Source organism: Vibrio harveyi NBRC 15634 = ATCC 14126 = KCTC 12724 (assembly GCF_001591145.1).
Classification (GTDB): Bacteria; Pseudomonadota; Gammaproteobacteria; order Enterobacterales; family Vibrionaceae; genus Vibrio; species Vibrio harveyi.
In genome coordinates, this window is sequence record NZ_BCUF01000004.1 from 48,953 (window position 1) to 71,216 (window position 22,264).

Consider the following 22,264-nt stretch of genomic DNA (forward strand, 5'->3'; position numbering starts at 1 on the left):
GGTATACACTCTTTTATACCAGAGTTGACATAAATAAAAACGCCCACAAAAGGTTTGTGGGCGTTTTATCAAAGCTTACAGAAACTAGACTTCGAAAGATTTAATCTTCTTATCTAGCTCTTCGGCGTTGCTTTGCATCATCTCAGAGGTTTCCAATAGCTCAGTCACGACCACAACTGAAGCTTCAACAAGCTCACGAACATTGGTTAAGTTTTGACTCATTTCCTCTGCAACGCTGCTTTGTTGACCTGACGCCGTTGCGATTTGGAAATTCATGCCGTTAATCTGCGTCACCTGCCCAACAATGCCATCCAACTCGCTACCAGCATTTGATACCAGCTCTACCCCTTCTGCTGCTTCAACAACACTTTTCTCCATCAACTCCACTGCTGAGGTGGCACTTGATTGAAGCTGAGTAATCATCTCTTGGATTTCAACGGTTGCTTGCTGAGTGCGTTGTGCAAGGTTACGAACTTCATCTGCAACGACAGCAAAGCCGCGACCAGCTTCACCAGCTCGCGCCGCTTCAATTGCCGCATTCAGTGCAAGCAAGTTAGTTTGCTCAGAAATACCTTGAATGGTGCCAACGACACTACCAATTGCGTCAACACGCTCTTCTACTTGGTTAACGGCACTTGCCGAAGACGCGATATCGGAAGACAGTTCACTCATCTTAGAGACCGTTTTCTGCAAGAACTGCTGACCAGTCACGGCTTGCGTTGATGCCTGCTCGGTCAATGAAGATGCCGTCTGCGCATGATCCGCAACCGTTTGAACTGTCGATGACATCTCACTCATTGCGGTAGCAAGTTGATCGATCTCATTAAACTCTTCTTGTGCCGACTCTTTCGTTTCCGACATACTCAATGTCATCACTTCGGTCAACGTTGCAAGCTCATCAGATGCGTTGATCTGCATTTGGATGACATCATGCAACTGACGACGGGTTTTCTCTAGCTCACGCGCTACGTCACCGTATTCGTCTTTACAATCCATACCAAATGGCACAGAAAGGTTTTTGCTTGCCATTAACTTGATTGCATCGTTCAAGTATTGTGTTTGTCGTAGCATGACACGAGCTGCTGCAAGCAGTAACACCACGAACACCACAATCAACAATGCAGTTTGCCAAGCCACTTGTGTTAAGTAGGCTTCATAGTGCTGTTGGGCAACTTGTTCATTTTGCGTTGCTGCAAGTAATGAGTTATAGAAGGTACTTGCGTCCCACAATTGCTTTGCCACAATCAAGATGGTGCTGAATACCATCAACATGACCATTTTCGGAACGAGCTTGATGTCGGATATCACCCTTTCCCACGGCTTAAATGCCAGCTTTTCCATTGTCAGTTCTCCACCGAGTCTTATATAGTCTTTGTATTACTTATAGTTATGCGCGCGATTGGCTCTGGTTGCGCGATTTATTTCGAGCTTCGTATGAAAAACTATGATATCAAAGACAGCACCAAACCGATGGGGTTGCTATCACTAATATTGTCCTTTATGGCGCTATTTGTGATCTCAGGCCTGTTGTTTTTCCCACTTGATCACGAAACCCGTCAAGTTCTTATCGGTCTGGATTTTATAATCTGTAGTATTTTTCTACTGCAGCTCATCGTAGATTTGATCCGAGCCACAGATCGTTGGTCATTTCTCAAGCATCACTGGATTGATTTTGTGGCGAGTATCCCAATGATTGAGCCTTTGCGCTTCGCTCGCTTATTTCACATCCTGCGTGTCATTCTGGTCTTACGCTCTTCAAAGTTCATTCTTTTCCAGCTCAAGCAAAACCGCCGTGAAACTACATTAGCGTCTATTCTGCTGTTAATGGTGGTTCTCATCACTCTTGGTTCTAGCGCCATGTTGTTTATTGAAGGGCAAAACCCTGAAGCCAATATTCAAACAGGAACAGACGCTTTGTGGTGGGCATTTGTCACTATTTCGACCGTTGGCTACGGCGACCACTATCCAGTCACGACAGGAGGCAAGCTGCTTGCCGTACTGATCATCATTTGTGGTGTCGGCATTTTCGGTATGATTTCAGGTTTGATCACGTCGATCCTAACCGCACCGACCAGACAACAGGACAATCGTTCTAAGAATAAAGAGAAGCTCTTGGAGCAAGTATTAGAAAGGCAGGAGCAGATCTTAAATCGACTGCAGTCCATCGAAGATGAACTGCAAGAGCAAAAAAAACAGACAAAAAAATAGGACCAGAGGGTCCTATTTTTTGCTCTTATTCTTGCCAGTATGGCTCGACTTCAACACTGATTGCACGAGTCTGATCCATGGCATGCAGGATGGAACGTTCTTGGCGGTGCAGCCAGCGCTCTAACTGCTCTTGTTCTTCCCCTTCTAACATGCCAATTAATGGCAGAAGGTGATTAAGCATAAGCAGGTCGTCGATACCATGCACTAGGTCTGCCCATGGTAAACGGAAGGTATTGCGCTCTTCTGCATCGTACAAGCTCGCAAAACCGATACCGGTGTACAAGTTACGTAAAAGACGGTATCGCTGATCCACATACTCTTGAGCCGAGAGTTCTCGCTCTGCGGGGAAAGCTTCCATCAGCTCAGCCCAAGTGCGATCCAACTGCTTCACTGAGAAAGGTTGAATGTTGCTCGACATCTTTTCGCGCGCTTTATCATCCAAAAATGGCTGCCAACCACGCGTCAGAATCCAACGGCTCAAATCCAATAACAAACCGGTGTAACGTGCAGAGCTTAATAGCTCTAACACCGCTTCGCGGCTTGGCAACTCGCCCAGTTGTTGTGTCAACTCAGAAACAAGGAACTTACGCGCATCAAGTTTGCGCAGCACGTTGCCTTTATCATCTAGCAGCTCTTCTAAGTGAGCGTGTTCATCTAACCATTCAAGCTCTTCTTCTAGCCACTTCATTTCTTGGCGAAGAATTGCACTTGCTCGACGCGGCACCATGCTGCCAAAGATAGTAAATGTCTGGCGGATAAAGCGAATCGCATTAACGATTTCACGTAATGCTTCAACGCAATCACGCTCAGTGTAGATTTGCTCATGGTAATGCCAGTGCGATAGCGCATGCTCTAGCGAATTAATCAGGCAGTACTCGACTGTGTCGTTTTTCGTGCTGTCCACTAATGCTAGTGGTTTGACTTCATCACCAGCGTAACCACTGGCTAAGCGATAGCCTTTCGCAGCTTTACTCAGGTTACCAAGGCGCATACCACCTGCTTCACACAAACTGCGAGCAAGGGTAAACAAAGCGTCTGTCTGACCCGATTTCAGCTCTAATTCAACTTCACAGATAGGATCTTGCTTCTCTTCTCCATCCGTACCTTGAGCAATCACAGCTCCTTGGTCGAACGCAACTTCGATTTGGCTACCATCAGGCATCCCAATCAACCATTGTTCACGAGTAAAGTTGGTAGAAAAGAGCGGCGTCAGTTCCGCTTGTAGCGTAGCGACATCTTTGCCAGAAGGCCAGATATCAGAAGGATGAAGCGTGAGGTCCGGCTCATTACTGGTGTGCTCAGCATTGTATTCTGGTCTTTGATGAAGGCCTGCAACAACGCGTCCTGCTGTTTTTACAGTCTGGACAAAAACATCATCAAAACGGCGAATTCTTAAACCAATGTCGTGCTTTCTTAACCATTTATCAGCGGTATCAAAGTAGGTGTTACCCAAATCACGACTACTGTGCTGAAGTACTTTTGTTTCGGAAATTTTAGCTCTTAAAGTCTCTGAAAATTCAGGAGAAACAAAAAACTTCAGTTCTATCTCGGTTTCCATAGCTATACCTTTCAAAGCAGATAGAAACAGGATATTGCCTAATTTCTCACACGGCAAGAAAGAAATATCACCCGAATGATGATCTAAAACAGTTTTAATGAGCGATTTAATGCGTTAACATGCGCGCCTTTATAGCCATCGTTCAACATTTCGCCAAGAAATGGTGTATGTTTTTTTAAGGTTATAGTTATTAGGTTGAATGACCATGCCAGTAAATACAATTATGGGGTTATTTGCAAAGTCCCCAATTAAGCCTTTGCAGCGCCACGTTGTGTGTGTCAACGAATGTTGTTCACACCTGGTTAAGTTCTTTGAAGTATCTTCAAAGGGTGACTGGGAAAAAGCAGCTGAAATCCGTGCTCAAATTTCTCACCTAGAGAAAGAAGCGGACGTGCTAAAACGTGAAATCCGTCTAAAACTGCCTCGCGGTTTGTTTATGCCAGTCGATCGTACTGACATGCTTGAGCTTCTAACTCAACAAGACAAACTTGCTAACCTGGCAAAAGACATTGCTGGCCGTGTATATGGTCGTCAACTTGTCATTCCTGAGGCTCTCCAACCAAACTTCCTCGCATACGTTCAACGTTGTCTTGATGCGGCTGATCAGGCGCAAAAAGTAATTAACGAACTTGATGAACTTCTAGAGACCGGCTTCAAAGGCCGTGAAGTAACGCTCGTTGCTGAAATGATTCATCAATTGGACGTGATTGAAGATGATACCGATGCAATGCAGATTGAACTTCGCCAACAACTGATGGTGATTGAATCTGACATGAACCCTATCGATGTCATGTTCTTGTACAAGATTCTTGAATGGGTAGGTGGTATTGCCGACCAAGCGCAGCGCGTAGGTGCTCGTTTGGAAGTCATGCTATCTCGATCTTAAAACATAAGTTAACGACATAACGAAGAGCATTATTCACGCGTGTCAGATAGACGATGACAAAATTCACCGTCTTATGGGCTGACGCGCGCAAAATTTTGCTCCGCTTGTTATAAAACAACTAGGTATTACGATGGATATCCTTGCGAACTACGGCACTGTCCTGATTATTGTTGCAGCGATTTTTGGTTTCATGATGGCGATTGGTATTGGCGCGAACGACGTTGCTAATGCTATGGGTACATCTGTTGGCTCAAAAGCGCTAACCGTAAAACAAGCAATCATCATTGCGATGATCTTTGAATTTGCGGGTGCATACCTTGCAGGCGGTGAAGTAACCGACACTATCCGTAAAGGTGTTATCGAAACATCTCTATTTGCTAGCCAACCTGATATTCTTGTCTACGGCATGATGTCAGCGCTTCTTGCGGCTGGTACTTGGCTTCTACTTGCTTCTTACATGGGCTGGTCAGTATCGACTACTCACTCTATCATCGGTGCAATCATCGGTTTTGCGTGTGTGTCTGTAGGTACTGAAGCAGTTGATTGGAGCAGTGTACAAGGGATTGTCGGTAGCTGGATTATTACTCCGGTTATCTCAGGCTTCTTTGCTTACGTCATTTTTGTCAGCGCACAGCGTCTGATCTTTGATACTGAGAACCCACTATTCAACGCAAAACGTTTCGTTCCAGTTTACATGTTCATCACGACGATGGTGATTGCACTTGTAACTATCAAGAAAGGTCTGAAACACGTAGGTCTACACCTTAGCAACGGTGAAGCATGGATGTGGGCAGCAGTCGTATCTGCAGCAGTAATGGCTGGCGGTTACTTCTACATTCAGAAGAAATTTGCTAACCGTGAAGAAGACCGCAGCTTTGCTGGCGTAGAAGGTATCTTCAGCGTACTAATGGTTATCACAGCGTGTGCTATGGCATTCGCTCACGGTTCAAACGACGTAGCTAACGCGATCGGTCCACTGTCTGCAGTTGTATCAACTGTTGAGCACATGGGTGAAATCACAACGAAGAGCTCAATCGCATGGTGGATTCTTCCTCTAGGTGGTTTTGGTATCGTTGTTGGTCTAGCAACACTAGGTCACAAAGTAATGGCAACAGTTGGTACTGGTATCACTGAACTAACACCAAGCCGTGGCTTTGCTGCTCAGCTAGCAACAGCATGTACAGTAGTTCTAGCGTCAGGTACAGGTCTACCTATCTCTACAACGCAAACACTGGTTGGTGCGGTTCTAGGTGTAGGTTTCGCTCGTGGTATTGCAGCCCTTAACTTGGGCGTAGTTCGTAACATCGTTGCATCTTGGATCGTTACGCTACCTGCTGGTGCACTACTAGCAGTCGTATTCTTCTACGGCATCCAAGCGATGTTCTCGTAACACTGCTTTAGCGCGAAGCGCTGGGTCAATACAATGTAAACGCTTTGTCATTATTGACTCAAACGCACAGAAAGGGAGGCTTTGCCTCCCTTCTTTGTTGCACCTAAGTTTGAAACTGCATAATATTCGTCTATTTCCGGCTCCAATAATTCGGTGCCAAAGCTGTATCCAAGAAAATCGTTAAGGGATTTACTGTGAAAAAACTAATCATCACGGTTTTGTTTACTTTGCTAGCAGCGCCAGCGGCACTAGCGGCAGACCGTTATATTTCTGATGACCTATTCACTTTCATGCACTCTGGTCCAAACAACACTTACCGTATCATGGGTAGTGTTAACGCAGGCTCTAAAGTACAACTTCTTCAAACAAACAAAGACACGGGTTACACCCAAATCCGTGATGCACGCGGTCGTACTGGCTGGGTTCAAAGCAAGTTTGTAACTAACCAAGAGAGCATGGCAATCCGCCTTCCTCGCGTTGAGAAAGAACTGAAAGAAGTGAAAGAGCAACTGGCAAACGCACGCCAGAACTCAGACACAGAAAAAGCGGGGCTAGTAACGTCACTAGAAACACGCAACCAACAAATTTCTGATCTAGAGAAGAAATACTCTGAAATCAGCGACCAGCTTACTTCTGTTGAAACAGAAAACCGCGAACTTCGCGCCAAACTAGACACACAAAAAGACGACATGTTACTGAAGTACTTTACTTACGGTGGTGGTGTTGCAGGTCTAGGTCTACTGTTTGGTTTGATTCTTCCTCATATCATCCCACGTAGAAAGAAATCACCAGCAGGTTGGGCGTAATCACCTTACTCTGAATCGGTAAAAGAAAAGCCAGTCGAACTCGACTGGCTTTTTTGTTTTGTCTGTTTAGTCCTGAATGACACAGAGAAAGAAACAATGGGATGCCTCTAGCCTTTCCATTCATATAAAGCAGGGATACGGATCTGCTCGCCTTGGAATTCGACAATGACCGCTTGAGGTTGGATCTCTTTTAAGGTCACTTGCCCATCGACAACATCGCCTTGGTGGTACTCAACATTGTTAATTTTCACCCAACGTCGCTTTACATCACTTGAGTACATGTGAGTTTGTAAGTTAAGAGCAGGCAAACGACCATGCCATTGTTGAGCTTCTCGCTCTAAATCGTCAACAGACGAGCTATCGTTTGTCGATGGCTGGTCATCGTTCGCAAGCGCGTTCTCTACTTTCAAAGCAAGGTCAGGCGACAATGAGGACAAATCAAGATCATCTAAAGACAAACCAAGGTCATCACCACTTCGCATTGTAGGGCTTGTTTTTACTGTTTTCTGAGGCTCGTTGAGTAGCTCTTGCTCACCAGGAACGGCGTCATTACTCGCATACTCTTCACCAATAAAGGTACCAATGTCCTGTGAGAGCTCTGCTGTTGGCCATTCACGCTGAAGCTGCGCCAATTGGGGCTCTTCAGGATAACTCAAGCTTTCAAAGTTAGTCGTAGATTTAAGCTCGACCAATGCATTGGTTGCTTGTGCTTGTATCTCTGTTGCCGCTGGAGCTATGCCCTCTTGAGCAAATAAGTCCAAATACCAAGCAGCACCGACTGCCGTAATACTTACCGGCAATAAAAAGAGCCCCACATGCTTCATGACTGACATTATGCGCCCTCCTCTTTAATCTGTTTCAAGGCAGGAGCATCAGTCTGCACGCTCTGCTGTAAGCGCTCTAAAGTTCTTTGACCGGCAATACCATCAACGCCAATGCCCTGCCAACGCTGGAACAATTCCACTCGCTCTTTTAATGCAGCATCAAAGATGTCCGTGCCTAATGGTTGTTCATTCACCGCTTGAGCGAGAAGGGTATCCAATACTTCAATTGCTGGACCTTCCATATCTAAACGTAGGGTCTCTCTCAGAGGAGCTTGCCACAATTCAATGATATTGCCCTGCCACAATGGTTTAAGCCATGAAACAGGCAATCGCAAACGTTGGCTACCATTAAGGACTTCCACCTTGTCATTTCCAATCGCGTACAACAGGACGTAACCCACTTGCCCTTGGTAATTCAGCTCTAAGATGACAGGGCGATTTTGTTGCACTAACAACGGCCACGTTGCCATTTTACGCTCACAACGCATGGTTGATTGCGGTTCGGACAAACACAAGTTGTCACGAACAGAGGCACGATAGCCCCACAACTTGTACAGTTCATTAACTGCCAAGTTCGATTGCGTCTGCTCTAAGAGCATATTGCGTTGTTCACTGGTGAGTTGCTCGTTCATCTCTGCGATTACAGGTTGCGATGTCGTCTGAGCAACTTGAATGGGATTAGGTTGGATGCTGGTACTAACTTGAGATGGCATTTTCTGCATCACTGCCCAACCAATACCTACCGCGGCAAACACGCCAATCGCAGCAGAGCCCCAAGTAGGCCATTCAAAGCTACGACGGACAGGCTGGTCTTGCTGGTAAATTTCGGCTTGGAACTGCATCACCTCTTCACAAGCCTGATGTACTGTTTGCTTATCAACCACAACATTACCTTTGTGGTAACTCAGGTTTAACGACTTATCACAAATCAGGTTAATCAAGCGTGGGATGCCGTGACTGTACTTAGCAATCAATTTGGTCGAGCTACGGTCAAACAACTGTTTATCACCACCAGCAGTATGCAGGCGGAAAGTAATATAGTCCGCAGTCTCTTTCTCATCGAGTGGTAGCAGGTGATATCGACCAGTAATCCGTTGAGCAAGTTGACGCAATTGAGTGGTTTGCAGCAAGCGTTGCAGCTCTGGCTGACCAACTAACAGCACTTTGAGGAGCTTTCTGGTGTCCGTCTCTAAGTTGGTTAATAAGCGAAGCTGTTCAAGCACATCAGCGGCTAAGTGCTGAGCCTCATCAATCACCAATAAGGTCGTCCAGCCCATTTTATGATTGCGCAATAAGTAATCATGAATCGCTTGGTTAAGCTGCTTGAGGCTCGCTTCTTCGGGGTAAGTGACTTTGAACTCGTCACAAATGGCTTCAAGTAAATCGCGGCTTGAGAAGGTCGGATTAAGGATCAAGCCCGCTTTCGTATTCTCATCCAAGTTTGCCAGCATGGCTTTAGCAACCGTGGTTTTACCTGTCCCTACTTCACCGGTTAGCATGGCAAAACCACCACCATCGCCTAACCCCGCCTGCAGATGCGTAATCGCCTCTTTATGACGTTGACTCAGATACAGATAACGCGAGTTTGGAACTATGGAAAATGGCAGTTCAACAAACCCGAAAAAGTCCTTATACATTAGGATCTCCAGCTAAAACCCACCCTCAATCAAATCGGGTATTTCCTTATTAGACTTAAACAAAGCGCTAAGTTCTTTTAGAAGTAAAGAAAAGTACCATTGCTTGCTACAATGTCCAACGTCAGATCGATAAATTAAGAGGTAATCCGTGCAAGTTTATTTAGTTGGTGGAGCAGTTCGAGATCATTTGCTTGGAATAGACAGCTACGACAAAGACTGGGTTGTAGTTGGAGCAACGCCGGAAATCATGCTTAGCCAAGGTTATACTGCAGTTGGAAAGGATTTCCCTGTGTTCTTACACCCTAAGAGCAAAGAAGAACATGCCCTTGCACGAACCGAAAGAAAATCTGGCGCAGGCTACACTGGCTTTGATTGCTTTTTCGATCAAAGTGTCACATTAGAAGACGATCTGATCCGTCGTGACCTCACTATCAATGCGATGGCAATGGATAATGACGGCAAGTTGTACGACCCCCATGGTGGCCAGCAAGACCTGCAAGCTAAAGTGCTGCGCCATGTTTCGAATGCCTTTATCGAAGATCCACTGCGTGTTTTGCGTGTCGCACGCTTTGCTGCAAAGTTAGCCCACTTAGGCTTTAGTGTCGCAGAAGAAACCATGCTGCTGATGCGCAATATGGCAGAATCAGGAGAACTGAGCACGCTGACACCAGAACGCGTTTGGCAAGAATGGCACAAATCATTGTCCACTGCTCGACCTGACGTATTCTTATCAGTGCTTAGAGATTGCGGTGCATTAGCGGTTGTCTTGCCTGAAATTGATGCATTGTTTGGGGTCCCTCAACCAGAGAAGTGGCACCCGGAGATTGATACTGGTATCCACACCTTAATGGTGGCTGAGCAAGCAGCAAAACTCAGTGATTCACTGCCAGTTCGATTTGCTGCACAAGTGCATGATTTGGGTAAAGGCATCACGCCTGAAAAGGAATGGCCGAGCCATAAGATGCATTGCCATACCGGTTTGAAGCTAATCAAAAAGCTGTGCGATCGTGTACGTGTACCTAATGAGTTCCGCGACTTAGCATTAATGGTGTGCGAGCAGCACTCCAATATTCATCGAGCGGCTGAGCTTAAACCTCAAACCGTCATCAAAATTCTCAATAAGTTTGATGTTTGGCGTAAATCCGAACGCTTGCAAGATATCTTAATTTGCTGCCAAGCCGATCACGCAGGTCGTAAAGGATTAGAACTGCAACCCTACCCGCAAGCAGAATTGTTTATGCAAGCCTATAAAGCGGCGGCATCAGTCGATGTGCAAGCCATTATTAAAGACGGTTTTCAAGGACCCGCTATTCGTGATGAACAAGAGAAGCGCCGTGTAGAAGCGGTTAGAATTGCATTAGGCAAATAAGTCCGGCAAAGCAGGTAGACAGACAAAAACGCCCGCAATTAAAAGCGGGCGTTTTTATTTCAGTTTTAGCTGCTCAACTTAAGCCGTTAGCAAGAAGGCGAATAAACCGAAACCTAGAATCAGACGGTAAATCACAAATGGCGTCATACCCATACGTGAAATCATCTTCAAGAAGAAGTGGATACAAATGTACGCACTGATAAAGGATGTCACAATACCAGTTAGCAGGAAGCCAACGTGTACAGGCTCGCCACTTGTTACCAGTTTCAAGCCTAGGTAACCACCAGCCAAGGTGATGATTGGAATCGACATCAGAAACGAGAAACGCGCCGCAGCTTCACGAGTAAAGCCAAGGTACAAAGCCGCAGTAATCGTGGCACCAGAACGAGAAGTGCCAGGGATCATAGCAAGCGCCTGAGCGATACCAATAAATAGCGCTTTCTTCCAACCCGTTTGGTATTCATCGGCAACCAGTTTTGCATTCTTGTCTACCCACCAAAGTAGCAGACCAAAAATGATGGTCGTCGTTGCAATTACATAGGCACTGCGCAAATAGATCTCAATGATATCTTTCATCAACAAACCAAATACACATGCAGGAATCGTAGCCAGCACGATCATCCATGCTAATTTGGCTTCTTTACTGCGATCACCCTTAAAGATAGAAGCAAATAGCGCTTGGAATAGCGTGATGACCTCTTGTCGGAAGTAAATCACAACGGCCATTAACGTACCAACGTGAACAGCAACATCAAATGCCAGACCTTGGTCTTCCCAACCAAGAATGGCAGAAGGCAGGATCAAATGGGCAGAGCTGGAAATTGGCAAAAACTCTGTCAGACCCTGAATCAGAGCCAAAATAAAGGCTTCAAAGTAACTCATGTAAACAACTCAAAATTAAAGTGAAAAAGAAACTGGTTTGAGTGAATCGACTGGCTGCATCGCCTGCCAAATATCTGCGATTGTTCTTCCATCGCCGGGGATCACCAATTGAGGTTCGAGATCATACAGGGGCTTTGTTACAAAAGGATATTTGTAGATATCACTGCGAGGTAGCTCAGGTTTTTGTGGCGAAATGCATTCACCGAACAAGACTATATCGAGATCTAAGGTTCGATCCTGATACTTTTGCGCGTTTTCTTCGCGCCCCCACTGAAATTCAATCTCGCGTAAGTGGTGACTCAACTCTTCGAGTGATAGCTTCGTGGAGAAACTAATCACGAAGTTGTAGAAGTTTTGACTACTAAAGCCGATTGGCTCGCATTCATATATCGGAGAAACACACAGATCGCAGCCTAGCTTTTGCAACTCTTGATAAGCTACTCGCGCGTGCTGCTCTCTTTCTATATTGGTGCCTACTCCGATATACGTTTTGATCATGCCTGACCTCGCTCAATCACAACACCAACTGCGCGTGCTTGAGGAACCGCACCAGGCTTCGCTAAACGAATTTTCACCCAAGGTACAGAGAAACGTTGCATGATAAGTTCTGCAACTTCTTCTGCGACACGCTCAACCAACAAGAAACGACCATTTTCGATGTGATTCAACACCGCTTCACTCACTTGTGAGTAATCCAACGCATCTTGAACATCATCACTCTTACCCGCAGGTTTGTTGTCGTGTGCCATTTCGATATCCAGAACCAGCTTTTGCTTGATTTGCTGTTCCCAATCGTAAACGCCGATGGTGGTGATTACTTCTAACTGTTCAATAAAAACTTTATCCAGAGCCATCTTATGTCCTTCTTTTACAGAGGTCGGATACCCGATTTGGGCAAATTGATCGTACTATTCTATACCCAAGCAACCTACTATGACCTTTCACTCTGTAAATTGGCTGAAAAAGTCGCTTGGGTATAAACTGCGAAGACTCTTTATATACAAGAAATCCCATAATGCAAGCTCTATCGCAGAGAGTATTTTTGCTCAAAGCCGAATCGCGGTATGATAGCAATTACTCAGGAACTGAGCATTAAATTCCAATCCATCAAGGACTTCTATGGACGCACTGGCACTAATAATGACAATGGCAGCCTATTTGCTGGGTTCTATCTCCAGCGCGGTGCTAATTTGTCGTTTATTAAGACTGCCGGATCCGCGTAAAGTGGGCTCTAACAATCCTGGAGCCACCAATGTCCTGCGTATCGGAGGCAAAGGTGCAGCGGCGGCAGTGTTGCTGTTCGACATGCTCAAAGGAACAATTCCGGTTTGGAGCGGCTACTTTCTTGGTATCGACCCAATCATCCTTGGCGTTATTGCCATTGCAGCGTGCCTTGGTCACATGTACCCAATATTTTTCCACTTTAAGGGGGGTAAAGGTGTCGCAACAGCACTTGGTGCAATAGCCCCTATTGGATTGGATCTGACTGGGCTGGTCATGCTGACTTGGTTATCGGTCGCTTTGTTGTTTCGCTACTCTTCTCTAGCTGCGCTTGTTACGGTACTCGTTACGCCCTTCTATGCTTGGATGTTCAAACCGCAGTACACCTTACCTGTCGCGATGCTTTGTTGTTTGATCGTGTTTAAACATCATCAGAATATTCGCCGCTTATTGTCAGGGGAAGAACCCAAGATTGGTGAAAAGAAATTGGTAGAAAAAAACTCGGCGTAATGCCGAGTTTTTTGTTTATTCAATCGTTACTTGAAAAAATTACGACGCATGCACTTTATTCAAGAAATCCAACAACATCTGGTTGACGATTTCTGGCTGTTCCAATGAACTGATATGACCCGCTTCAGGGATCTCAACCAACTCACTGCCAGTGATGCAATCGTTCATTAAGTAAGATTCAAATACTGGACGAGGCTTATCCTCGCGACCAACCGCAATCAAGGTTGGCAATGCAAACATCTCTGCATCTTCGATAACGTCACGACGCCCAAACACCATACGTCCAATACGAGCTACTTCGACCGCGCGCTCACCTTGCAATGCTTCAAGACTTTGCTTGAATGATGCCACAAGTTCAGGATTGGCTTGCTCTGCGTTGTTGGCAAAGAACAGCGGTGTGACAGCCTCAACGATCGGTGCTGGTACAGCTTGAACTTGGCTTATCGCATCCAGCATCGCAAAGTATTTCTTATGTGTAACTTCAGGTTCCAAACCGATGAATGTATCCATAAGAACCAGAGATTTAACACGTTGAGGAGCTTGTGACGTCAGCTCTGCTCCCCACATCCCACCAACCGATAAACCAACAATAGAGAATTGTTCGATCTCCAAATGATCCATGAGTGCCAGCATATGTTGAGCGTAATCGACTAAAGATCGCGTCGAAGTAGGCGCGGCGTCCGACTCACCATGCGCCCATAGATCAGGCACGATACAACGATATGATTGGCTCAACACTTCAATCTGTGGAGCCCACATTTGGTTATCCCACAAGTAGCTGTGACCAAACAGCAATACAGGACCTTCGCCCTTATCTAGGTAAGCAAGCTGCTGACCTTCAATTTCAAACTTATTCATTGTTATATCCATTTATTATTCTTCGGCACAATCCTATCACTGAAACGAAACAAAACTGCTCGCATCAGTTAGGCTCTTACAATCAATTACACAAGGTCTTTCAATTAGCTAGCTAAAAATAAAGGCCTCTGATGAGCAGAGACCTTTATCGTGTTAAATATATTTCAAACCTTCAGTAGAAGTTTGATTACGCGATTGGCGTAAGCTGGTCGATAGGCCAACGCGGACGCGCTTCTACCGACATATCTGCCACTTCACCGTTTTTCAGGCGTTGCATACCTGCGTATGCGATCATCGCGCCATTGTCCGTACAGAACTCAGTGCGTGGGTAGTAAACTTCACCACCAACTTTCTTCGCCAGTTTTTCAAGCTCAGCACGCAGACGACGGTTAGCACTTACACCGCCAGCAATAACAATGCGCTTCATACCTGTTTGCTCAAGTGCGCGCTTACATTTAATTGCCAGCGTAGCACATACCGCTTCTTCGAATGCGTAAGCGATATCAGCGCGAGTTTGTTCATCATCACCGTTTGCAGCAATCGTGTTTGCCGTGAAAGTTTTTAAACCTGAGAAGCTCATGTCCAAACCTGGCACATTCGTCATTGGACGTGGGAATTTAAAGCGACCCGGAGTACCTTTTTCAGCCAACTTAGATAACAGTGGACCACCAGGGTAATCCAAGCCCATTAGCTTCGCAGTCTTATCGAATGCTTCACCCGCCGCATCATCAATAGATTCGCCTAGGATTTTGTACTCGCCGATGCCTTTAACTTCAACCATCATTGAGTGACCACCCGATACCAATACCGCCACAAATGGGAACGGTGGTGGGTTATCTTCTAGCATAGGCGCCAGTAGGTGACCTTCCATATGGTGAACAGGCACCGCAGGCACACCCCAAGCATAAGCAATACTGCGACCGATAGTGGCACCGACAAGCAATGCACCTACCAAACCCGGACCTGCCGTGTATGCAACACCGTCGATGTCTTTGGAAGTCAGATTCGCTTCTTTCAATGCCTCTTTAATAAGAGGAATGGTTTTCTTAACATGGTCACGTGAAGCCAACTCAGGCACCACGCCGCCGTAATCTGCGTGAAGTTTTACTTGGCTGTAAAGCTTGTGTGATAAAAGACCTTTCTCATCGTCATAAATCGCGATGCCAGTCTCGTCACAAGAGGTTTCAATACCAATAATGCGCATGGTTTTCTCAGTGTGCTTTCTATATAGAGGAAATTTGGGCGTCATATTACCCTGCCTTGGTGCTTCAAACAAATTTTGTACAGACAATAGGCGATAAAACGCTTTACAAAGCTGTGTTGATCGGATTAAAATTCCGCACCATTTTTGATCAAGCTGGTAACTGACCAAACAATTGTGATTTGGTTCATTAAATTCCAGCGTTAACGAATAACCCCTGAGGTGAAAGGCATATGCCAGTAGTTAAAGTACGTGAAAACGAACCGTTCGACGTTGCTCTACGTCGTTTCAAGCGCTCTTGCGAAAAAGCAGGTATCCTTTCTGAAGTGCGTCGTCGTGAGCACTACGAAAAACCAACTACAGTTCGCAAACGCGCTAAAGCAGCAGCTCAAAAGCGTCACGCTAAGAAGCTAGCTCGCGAAAACGCTCGTCGCGTTCGCCTGTACTAATAACTGAGCTCCGGAAAGGAATTTAGTTATGGCTCTGATTGATAAACTCAAAGAAGAGCAAAAATTAGCGATGAAAGCCAAGGACAAATTGCGCCTTGGTACTATTCGTTTAGCTCTATCTGCAATTAAGCAACGTGAAGTTGACGAACAGATTACTCTGGGCGACGACGACATTCTTGCTGTGTTGACCAAGATGGTTAAACAACGTCGCGACTCTGTAACGCAATTTGAAGCAGCAGGTCGTCAAGATCTTGCTGATGCGGAACAAGCTGAAATTACCGTTCTTGAGGACTTTATGCCTCAACCACTGACAGACGAAGAAGTTGCAGCTCTTATTGAGAGCGCAGTTGCTGAATCTGGCGCAGCTGGCATGCAAGACATGGGCAAAGTAATGGGCGTTCTGAAACCGCAAATTCAAGGGCGTGCAGATATGGGTAAAGTAAGCGGTTTAGTTCGCGCTAAATTGGCTTAATACCCCACCCAATTGCAGCAAGCCGTGCTATCCTTTGGAACGCACGGCTTGTTTGTATCTGGCAGAATGGAATAACAAAAAGCCGCACACATGCTTTTCTCTGTAACCCATTCACACCAATCATGATTTTCTTTTTTTGTTAGGTTTTATGGCTGGACACATCCCTCGCAGTTTTATTGATGACCTCCTAGCTCGACTCGATATTGTCGATATCATCGACGCGCGCGTGAAACTTAAGAAAAAAGGCAAAAACTACGGCGCTTGCTGCCCTTTCCATAACGAAAAGACACCGTCATTCAGCGTTAGCCAAGAAAAGCAGTTTTATCACTGTTTTGGTTGTGGCGTGCATGGCAATGCCATCGACTTCATTATGGAGTTCGAACGCCTAGACTTTGTCGAAGCCATTGAAGAACTGGCATCTTATCTTGGATTAGATGTACCACGCGAACAACGCAGTGGTGGTGGTCAATTTAACTCAGGACCACAAGCCAGCAGCAGCGAAAAACGTAGTCTCTACGATATCATGGGCAGCATTGCTCAGTTCTATCGTAACCAACTCAAGCAGCCAACAAGTAAAGTGGCGATTGAGTACCTAAAAGACCGCGGTTTGTCGGGTGAAATCGTACAGAAGTTTGGCATCGGCTATGTGGCGGATGAATGGGACTTGGTCCGTAAAAACTTTGGTCAGAACAAAGACAATCAAGACATGCTTGTGACTGGCGGCATGTTGATCGAGAACGACAAAGGTAACCGCTATGACCGCTTCCGTGGTCGTATCATGTTCCCCATTCGTGATCGCCGTGGTCGAGTGATTGGATTTGGCGGTCGCGTACTTGGCGACGGCACACCAAAATATCTGAACTCACCAGAAACGCCCATCTTCCATAAAGGTAAAGAGCTTTATGGTCTTTACGAAGTGCTACAAGCATATCGTGAACCACCACGAATTTTGGTGGTTGAAGGTTATATGGATGTTGTCGCGTTGGCGCAATATGGCGTAGATTACTCTGTCGCCTCTTTGGGCACGTCAACCACTGGCGACCACATTCAAATGCTGTTTAGGCAAACGAATACCGTCGTATGTTGTTACGATGGTGACCGAGCAGGTAAAGAAGCCGCATGGCGCGCGCTAGAAAATGCACTTCAGTACCTTAAAACGGGTAATACATTGAAGTTCCTGTTCTTACCTGACGGTGAAGACCCTGACAGCTACGTTCGAAAATATGGCAAGCAAGCCTTCGAACAGCAAATAGAACAAGCCACACCGCTTTCGAGCTATCTCTTTGATAACCTGATTGAATTACACCAAATCAACTTGGGCAATAATGAAGGTAAATCAGCACTACGAGCCTATGCGAGTGCATTGATTGACAAGATTCCTGATCCCTATTTTCAGGAGTTACTCGAAAAGCTGCTTGATGAACGCACGGGTTTTGATAACCGCTTACGTCAACCACGTAAAAAGACGGGTGAAAGTCGACCTCAGCCGCACAAAGAGATCAAACGAACTCCGATGCGCGAGGTAATCGCTCTACTTATTCAGAATCCGAGCTATGCTCAAATGGTACCAGATCTTTCCTCAGTGAGAGATTTATCCATACCAGGCCTAAGTTTATTTGTTGATGTACTTGATAAATGTCAGGCGCATCCCCATATCAACACTGGCCAATTATTAGAGCATTGGCGAAACAGCCAAAATGAGACCCTTCTGTCTCGTCTCGCGAGCTGGGATATTCCCCTCGATGAAGACAACCAAGAAGAAATATTTTTAGACTCACTGGATAAAATTATTGCCCAGTGCGTAGAAAAACAAATTGAAAACCTGCAGGCCAAAGCAAGAAGTGTCGGTTTATCAGCCGAAGAGAAAAGGGAGCTGCTAGCTTTGATGCTAGATTTAAAAGCGTAACCCTGTTTAATTAGTCAGCAACAATTTAATTTGTTATAGTAAGTGGTTTGCATTTCGCATACTGATTCCTTCACCAGATTACGAAGTTGGATACCGTCTATGGATCAAAATCCGCAGTCACAGCTAAAGTTACTTGTTATTAAAGGCAAGGAACAAGGCTATCTGACCTACGCCGAAGTAAACGACCACCTACCTGCTGAAATCGTAGATTCAGAACAGGTAGAAGACATCATTCAGATGATCAACGACATGGGCATCAAGGTAGTAGAAACTGCTCCTGATGCTGATGATCTTGCACTGAACGATGACACAAACATCACCGATGAAGATGCAGCTGAAGCTGCAGCAGCAGCACTTTCTAGCGTAGAAAGTGAAATTGGTCGTACAACAGACCCAGTGCGCATGTACATGCGTGAAATGGGTACTGTAGAGCTGCTGACTCGCGAAGGCGAAATCGACATCGCAAAACGTATTGAAGAAGGTATTAACCAAGTTCAATCGTCTGTTGCTGAATACCCTGGCACTATCCCATACATTCTTGAGCAGTTTGACAAAGTTCAAGCAGAAGAACTTCGTCTAACTGACCTAATCTCTGGATTTGTTGACCCTGATGCAGACGACACAGCTGCACCAACAGCGACGCACATCGGTTCTGAACTAACTGAATCTCAGCTAGAAGAAGAAGACGAAGAAGACGTTGATGAAGACGAAGAAAGTGATGACGATTCAGATGACTCTGAAGAAGATGTAGGTATCGACCCAGAGCTGGCGCTTGAGAAATTCAACCAGCTACGCAGCACATACCAAAACCTTCAGCTTGCAATCAACGAGCACGGTTACGAAAGCCCGAAAGCAACAGTAGCTAACGAGTTGATGCTAGACGTATTTAAAGAATTCCGTCTAACACCAAAACAGTTCGACCACTTAGTGAATGAACTGCGCACAGCAATGGATCGCGTTCGTACTCAAGAACGTCTGATCATGAAGTCTGCAGTTGAATACGGCAAAATGCCGAAGAAATCGTTCATCGCGCTGTTCACAGGTAACGAATCAAGCGAAGCATGGTTAGATGAAATCCTATCATCTGACAAGCCATACGCTGAGAAGATCAAACGTAACGAAGAAGAAATCCGTCGTTCAATCGCTAAACTAAAAATGATTGAAGAAGAGACTTCTCTGAACGTTCAAAACATTAAAGACATCAGCCGTCGTATGTCTATCGGTGAAGCGAAAGCTCGCCGTGCGAAGAAAGAGATGGTTGAGGCGAACTTACGTCTAGTAATTTCTATCGCTAAAAAGTACACCAACCGTGGTCTACAGTTCTTGGACCTAATCCAAGAAGGTAACATCGGTCTGATGAAAGCGGTAGATAAGTTCGAATACCGTCGTGGTTACAAGTTCTCGACTTACGCAACGTGGTGGATCCGTCAGGCAATCACTCGTTCAATCGCGGACCAAGCACGTACGATTCGTATTCCGGTACACATGATCGAAACGATCAACAAACTAAACCGTATCTCTCGTCAAATGCTACAAGAGATGGGTCGTGAGCCGTTACCGGAAGAACTGGCAGAACGTATGCAAATGCCAGAAGACAAGATTCGTAAAGTACTGAAGATCGCTAAAGAGCCAATCTCTATGGAGACACCAATCGGTGACGACGAAGATTCGCATCTAGGTGATTTCATCGAAGATACTACGCTAGAGCTACCACTAGATTCTGCTACGGCAACGAGCCTGAAAATGGCAACGAAAGACGTACTTGCAGGTCTAACACCACGTGAAGCAAAAGTACTTCGTATGCGCTTTGGTATCGACATGAACACTGACCATACTCTAGAAGAAGTAGGTAAGCAGTTCGACGTTACTCGTGAACGTATCCGTCAGATCGAAGCGAAAGCACTACGTAAACTACGTCACCCAAGCCGTTCAGAAACACTGCGCAGCTTCCTAGACGAGTAATCGAAGCGATTAAAATCAAAAAAGGTGACCAATGGGTCGCCTTTTTTATTATCTGTGAAGCTAAGTGAATAAAAACTAAGCGCAATTGCCCCACCTAGTGGCTAGACACCTCGCAACGCTTCCCCTATAATCGTTGACCTATTAAGGCCCCTTAGCTCAGTGGTTAGAGCAGTCGACTCATAATCGATTGGTCCCCAGTTCAAGTCTGGGAGGGGCCACCATATTCAGAAGGCTCGTGGAGAAATCTACGGGCCTTTGTTGTATCTGGAAGATAGAGATTCCATCCAATATCCTCATCGCAAGCCAAGCACTTACGTTTAGGTTTATTTCCAGCTAAGGGCGCTCTAACTCAAGCTTGCTGACCTGATACTCTTCTGTTGCTGAAACTAAGCCGGGACGGTTAATCACTTTCCATAAGAAATAAGGCGGGATCAGGAATGCGATAAAGTAGAACGATTCATGGAAAAAAATATGGGCAATATTCTCTTGATGTTCGCACAGCGCTACAAGAGCACAGAAGTCCAGTAAGATACTCAATACTCCGAATACCACAGAGACAACAATGGTTAAGCCTAACAACTCTCTGAGGTAATGTTTAAAGGTCATTCTAGTAATTCCTTCTAGCTAATAAGTGCGGTCAAAATTACGCCTCTAACTCCTTCTGTGAATTGACTTTTATCAACTTCATTGCCAAACAAATAAGAACTTAGTTTTATAAAAGATCACTTGCATAAACGAGAAAACCTACAGCACTTATAATGCAATCGATTGAACATAAAAAAGCCAGTCAAATGACTGGCTTGTGAGATTAGGTTGAAACTTGAGATAATCTTACTTAGTCCGATAGGTAATACTGAACAGTTGAAACAACGCGTACCTTCTTGATGTAAGGCGTATTGCTATCTCGGTCATAAATTGAGAACTGACCTTGTGTCGCTCGCTTAATTTTACCGAGTGAGCTCTGTGAGTCTTTAGCAAATTTTTCTGCTACTTCTCGTGCATTCTTCGTCGCTTCCTCAATCATATCGGGCTTAATCTCGTTAAGCTTAGTAAAGCTATACTCCACACGATTCGAATAAGGATCTTGGTTTAATAAAACGCCCTGTTTGCCTAGTTCGCCAATTTCATTGATTGCCGCTCTCACCAAATCAATGTTCTGGCTGTAAACCGTCACAGTTCGGTTTGCGAGGTAGCGATATTCGATATCTTGCTCACTACCATATTGCTGAGCTTTACGGTCAATGACAGCTGGTGATGACAGAGAGAAGTTTGATTCATTCAGTCCTTTTGCCACAAGAAAATCGATGACCAGCTTAGTCTGCTGATCAATGTCATCAAACATTGCGGTCATATCATTACTCGCCACAGTAAATTGAATAGGCCAAATTACTGTATCCGCTGGGTACTCTCGCTCAGACAAGCCTTTCACCGTAACCACACGTTCATACGCTTTGTATTTCACCGCTGTCTGCTGGATAAAGAAACCCAACACTCCCAAACCAATAATTAGACACAGCCCTAACCATATTGACGCTTTGTTGGAAACGTTCTCCATTCATCCTCCTGATTTCGTTAAACCAATCAATTTGTTATGCAGATAAGATAGCCTACGAATGGCAACAAAATAGCGACCAAAAGCTAAATTTCTGTCATATCACTCGAAATGATGAAGACAATAACATAAAATCGAACAGTGTTTTATTATTGGGTTTATCATCATGTTGAAAACAAAGTTAATGCTTATTATTAGTGGTGTCTTCATCTCAACTTCTTGTTTTAGTGCCAACAATATGACCTCTGAAGACCCAACGATTGATAAGCAAATCACCGAAGAAAATACGCATGAAGAGCGAACATTGGATTGCGAAGAAGAGCCTTGTGGAACCAAGGGGTTTGATGGTCGTCTACTATTGGAAAATGAACCAACCAAACAGGTATTAAGCTCTATAGAGTCAATCAGTAAAACGCTTAACGCCATGAGCGTCCTGATGTTTGCCGGTGATAAATCATAAACAAACTCCCCTCATAAATCTGGGTGAATAGCCTTTGTTCAATAAAGCTTCACGGCTTTGTCATCAAAGGCTCATGCTTTTGCCTCTGAACTGTCATCTGTAATTTCTACCAT

The 22,264-nt window shown here is 45.2% G+C and carries 22 protein-coding genes and 1 tRNA gene; 12 read left to right on the forward strand and 11 right to left on the reverse strand.

Annotated features, from left to right (window positions below; translation table 11 throughout):
- Positions 1-84: 84 nt before the first annotated feature.
- Complete coding sequence (locus VHA02S_RS03215) at positions 85-1,341, reverse strand: methyl-accepting chemotaxis protein (RefSeq protein ID WP_038897784.1); 1,257 nt, start codon at positions 1,339-1,341, stop codon at positions 85-87.
- Between the two features lie 48 nt (positions 1,342-1,389).
- Between VHA02S_RS03215 and VHA02S_RS03220 the strand changes: the two genes are divergently transcribed.
- On the forward strand, positions 1,390-2,208 hold the full coding sequence (locus VHA02S_RS03220; RefSeq protein ID WP_038897783.1) for an ion transporter: 819 nt from the start codon (positions 1,390-1,392) through the stop codon (positions 2,206-2,208).
- A 25-nt stretch (positions 2,209-2,233) separates the two neighbouring features.
- On the opposite strand, the gene VHA02S_RS03225 is transcribed toward VHA02S_RS03220, so the two are convergent.
- Positions 2,234-3,766 (reverse strand): CYTH and CHAD domain-containing protein, encoded by a 1,533-nt coding sequence (locus tag VHA02S_RS03225; RefSeq protein WP_009697592.1) that lies wholly within the window; start codon positions 3,764-3,766, stop codon positions 2,234-2,236.
- 205 nt (positions 3,767-3,971) lie between these two features.
- Here VHA02S_RS03225 and VHA02S_RS03230 point away from each other — a divergent pair, with 205 nt between their 5' ends.
- The 3 genes from VHA02S_RS03230 to VHA02S_RS03240 all read left to right on the forward strand — a co-directional run bounded on the left by VHA02S_RS03230 (position 3,972) and on the right by VHA02S_RS03240 (position 6,848).
- Positions 3,972-4,652: a TIGR00153 family protein gene (locus VHA02S_RS03230; RefSeq protein ID WP_005450406.1), complete on the forward strand. Its 681-nt coding sequence runs from the start codon at positions 3,972-3,974 to the stop codon at positions 4,650-4,652.
- 130 nt (positions 4,653-4,782) lie between these two features.
- A complete protein-coding gene (locus VHA02S_RS03235; protein WP_038897782.1) occupies positions 4,783-6,042 on the forward strand; it encodes an inorganic phosphate transporter in 1,260 nt (419 codons plus the stop codon).
- A 194-nt stretch (positions 6,043-6,236) separates the two neighbouring features.
- A complete protein-coding gene (locus VHA02S_RS03240) occupies positions 6,237-6,848 on the forward strand; it encodes a TIGR04211 family SH3 domain-containing protein (protein ID WP_005450408.1) in 612 nt (203 codons plus the stop codon).
- Between the two features lie 107 nt (positions 6,849-6,955).
- On the opposite strand, the gene VHA02S_RS03245 is transcribed toward VHA02S_RS03240, so the two are convergent.
- Both VHA02S_RS03245 and VHA02S_RS03250 read right to left on the reverse strand, forming a co-directional pair.
- Positions 6,956-7,681: a general secretion pathway protein GspB gene (locus tag VHA02S_RS03245; protein ID WP_009697591.1), complete on the reverse strand. Its 726-nt coding sequence runs from the start codon at positions 7,679-7,681 to the stop codon at positions 6,956-6,958.
- On the reverse strand, positions 7,681-9,309 hold the full coding sequence (locus VHA02S_RS03250) for an ExeA family protein (RefSeq protein WP_038897781.1): 1,629 nt from the start codon (positions 9,307-9,309) through the stop codon (positions 7,681-7,683). The genes VHA02S_RS03245 and VHA02S_RS03250 overlap by 1 nt, the downstream gene beginning before the upstream one ends.
- A 148-nt stretch (positions 9,310-9,457) precedes the next feature.
- On the opposite strand from VHA02S_RS03250, the gene VHA02S_RS03255 reads away from it, so the two are divergent.
- Positions 9,458-10,678 carry a multifunctional CCA addition/repair protein gene (locus VHA02S_RS03255; RefSeq protein WP_009697589.1) on the forward strand — a complete coding sequence of 407 codons (1,221 nt, stop codon included), beginning with the start codon at positions 9,458-9,460 and terminating at the stop codon, positions 10,676-10,678.
- Positions 10,679-10,756: 78 nt separating this feature from the next.
- Here VHA02S_RS03255 and VHA02S_RS03260 read toward each other — a convergent pair whose 3' ends face one another.
- The 3 genes from VHA02S_RS03260 to folB are packed head-to-tail and all read right to left on the reverse strand — an operon-like array spanning position 10,757 to position 12,414.
- On the reverse strand, positions 10,757-11,560 hold the full coding sequence (locus VHA02S_RS03260) for an undecaprenyl-diphosphate phosphatase (protein ID WP_009697588.1): 804 nt from the start codon (positions 11,558-11,560) through the stop codon (positions 10,757-10,759).
- A 15-nt stretch (positions 11,561-11,575) separates the two neighbouring features.
- Positions 11,576-12,058 carry a 2-amino-4-hydroxy-6-hydroxymethyldihydropteridine diphosphokinase gene (folK, locus tag VHA02S_RS03265; RefSeq protein WP_005450416.1) on the reverse strand — a complete coding sequence of 161 codons (483 nt, stop codon included), beginning with the start codon at positions 12,056-12,058 and terminating at the stop codon, positions 11,576-11,578.
- Positions 12,055-12,414: a bifunctional dihydroneopterin aldolase/7,8-dihydroneopterin epimerase gene (gene folB / locus VHA02S_RS03270; RefSeq protein WP_005436044.1), complete on the reverse strand. Its 360-nt coding sequence runs from the start codon at positions 12,412-12,414 to the stop codon at positions 12,055-12,057. The genes folK and folB overlap by 4 nt, the downstream gene beginning before the upstream one ends.
- A gap of 265 nt (positions 12,415-12,679) precedes the next feature.
- Here folB and plsY point away from each other — a divergent pair, with 265 nt between their 5' ends.
- Complete coding sequence (gene plsY / locus VHA02S_RS03275) at positions 12,680-13,291, forward strand: glycerol-3-phosphate 1-O-acyltransferase PlsY (RefSeq protein WP_005450419.1); 612 nt, start codon at positions 12,680-12,682, stop codon at positions 13,289-13,291.
- A gap of 39 nt (positions 13,292-13,330) precedes the next feature.
- Here plsY and VHA02S_RS03280 read toward each other — a convergent pair whose 3' ends face one another.
- Together VHA02S_RS03280 and tsaD are read right to left on the reverse strand one after the other, a co-directional pair.
- On the reverse strand, positions 13,331-14,149 hold the full coding sequence (locus VHA02S_RS03280; protein ID WP_038897780.1) for an alpha/beta fold hydrolase: 819 nt from the start codon (positions 14,147-14,149) through the stop codon (positions 13,331-13,333).
- A gap of 187 nt (positions 14,150-14,336) precedes the next feature.
- On the reverse strand, positions 14,337-15,353 hold the full coding sequence (tsaD, locus tag VHA02S_RS03285; RefSeq protein WP_005450422.1) for a tRNA (adenosine(37)-N6)-threonylcarbamoyltransferase complex transferase subunit TsaD: 1,017 nt from the start codon (positions 15,351-15,353) through the stop codon (positions 14,337-14,339).
- 230 nt (positions 15,354-15,583) lie between these two features.
- Here tsaD and rpsU point away from each other — a divergent pair, with 230 nt between their 5' ends.
- The 5 genes from rpsU (at position 15,584) to VHA02S_RS03310 (ending at position 20,360) form a co-directional block, all read left to right on the forward strand.
- The gene (rpsU, locus tag VHA02S_RS03290) at positions 15,584-15,799 is read left to right on the forward strand and encodes a 30S ribosomal protein S21 (protein ID WP_001145625.1); all 216 of its coding nucleotides are present in this window, start codon (positions 15,584-15,586) and stop codon (positions 15,797-15,799) included.
- Between the two features lie 28 nt (positions 15,800-15,827).
- Positions 15,828-16,271, forward strand: coding sequence for a GatB/YqeY domain-containing protein (locus tag VHA02S_RS03295; RefSeq protein WP_005450424.1), 444 nt, complete (start codon positions 15,828-15,830; stop codon positions 16,269-16,271).
- 148 nt (positions 16,272-16,419) lie between these two features.
- A complete protein-coding gene (dnaG, locus tag VHA02S_RS03300; RefSeq protein ID WP_009697586.1) occupies positions 16,420-18,177 on the forward strand; it encodes a DNA primase in 1,758 nt (585 codons plus the stop codon).
- A 99-nt stretch (positions 18,178-18,276) separates the two neighbouring features.
- Positions 18,277-20,139 carry an RNA polymerase sigma factor RpoD gene (gene rpoD, locus VHA02S_RS03305; protein WP_005450428.1) on the forward strand — a complete coding sequence of 621 codons (1,863 nt, stop codon included), beginning with the start codon at positions 18,277-18,279 and terminating at the stop codon, positions 20,137-20,139.
- Positions 20,140-20,284: 145 nt separating this feature from the next.
- A tRNA-Ile gene (locus VHA02S_RS03310) sits at positions 20,285-20,360 on the forward strand.
- A gap of 112 nt (positions 20,361-20,472) precedes the next feature.
- Here VHA02S_RS03310 and VHA02S_RS03315 read toward each other — a convergent pair.
- Together VHA02S_RS03315 and VHA02S_RS03320 are read right to left on the reverse strand one after the other, a co-directional pair.
- Positions 20,473-20,745 carry a hypothetical protein gene (locus tag VHA02S_RS03315; protein WP_038897779.1) on the reverse strand — a complete coding sequence of 91 codons (273 nt, stop codon included), beginning with the start codon at positions 20,743-20,745 and terminating at the stop codon, positions 20,473-20,475.
- A gap of 229 nt (positions 20,746-20,974) precedes the next feature.
- Entirely contained in the window at positions 20,975-21,694 is a 720-nt protein-coding gene (locus VHA02S_RS03320) for an SIMPL domain-containing protein (RefSeq protein WP_005450432.1), read from the reverse strand.
- A gap of 163 nt (positions 21,695-21,857) precedes the next feature.
- On the opposite strand from VHA02S_RS03320, the gene VHA02S_RS03325 reads away from it, so the two are divergent.
- Positions 21,858-22,151: a hypothetical protein gene (locus VHA02S_RS03325; RefSeq protein WP_038897778.1), complete on the forward strand. Its 294-nt coding sequence runs from the start codon at positions 21,858-21,860 to the stop codon at positions 22,149-22,151.
- The last annotated feature ends 113 nt before the right edge of the window (positions 22,152-22,264 follow it).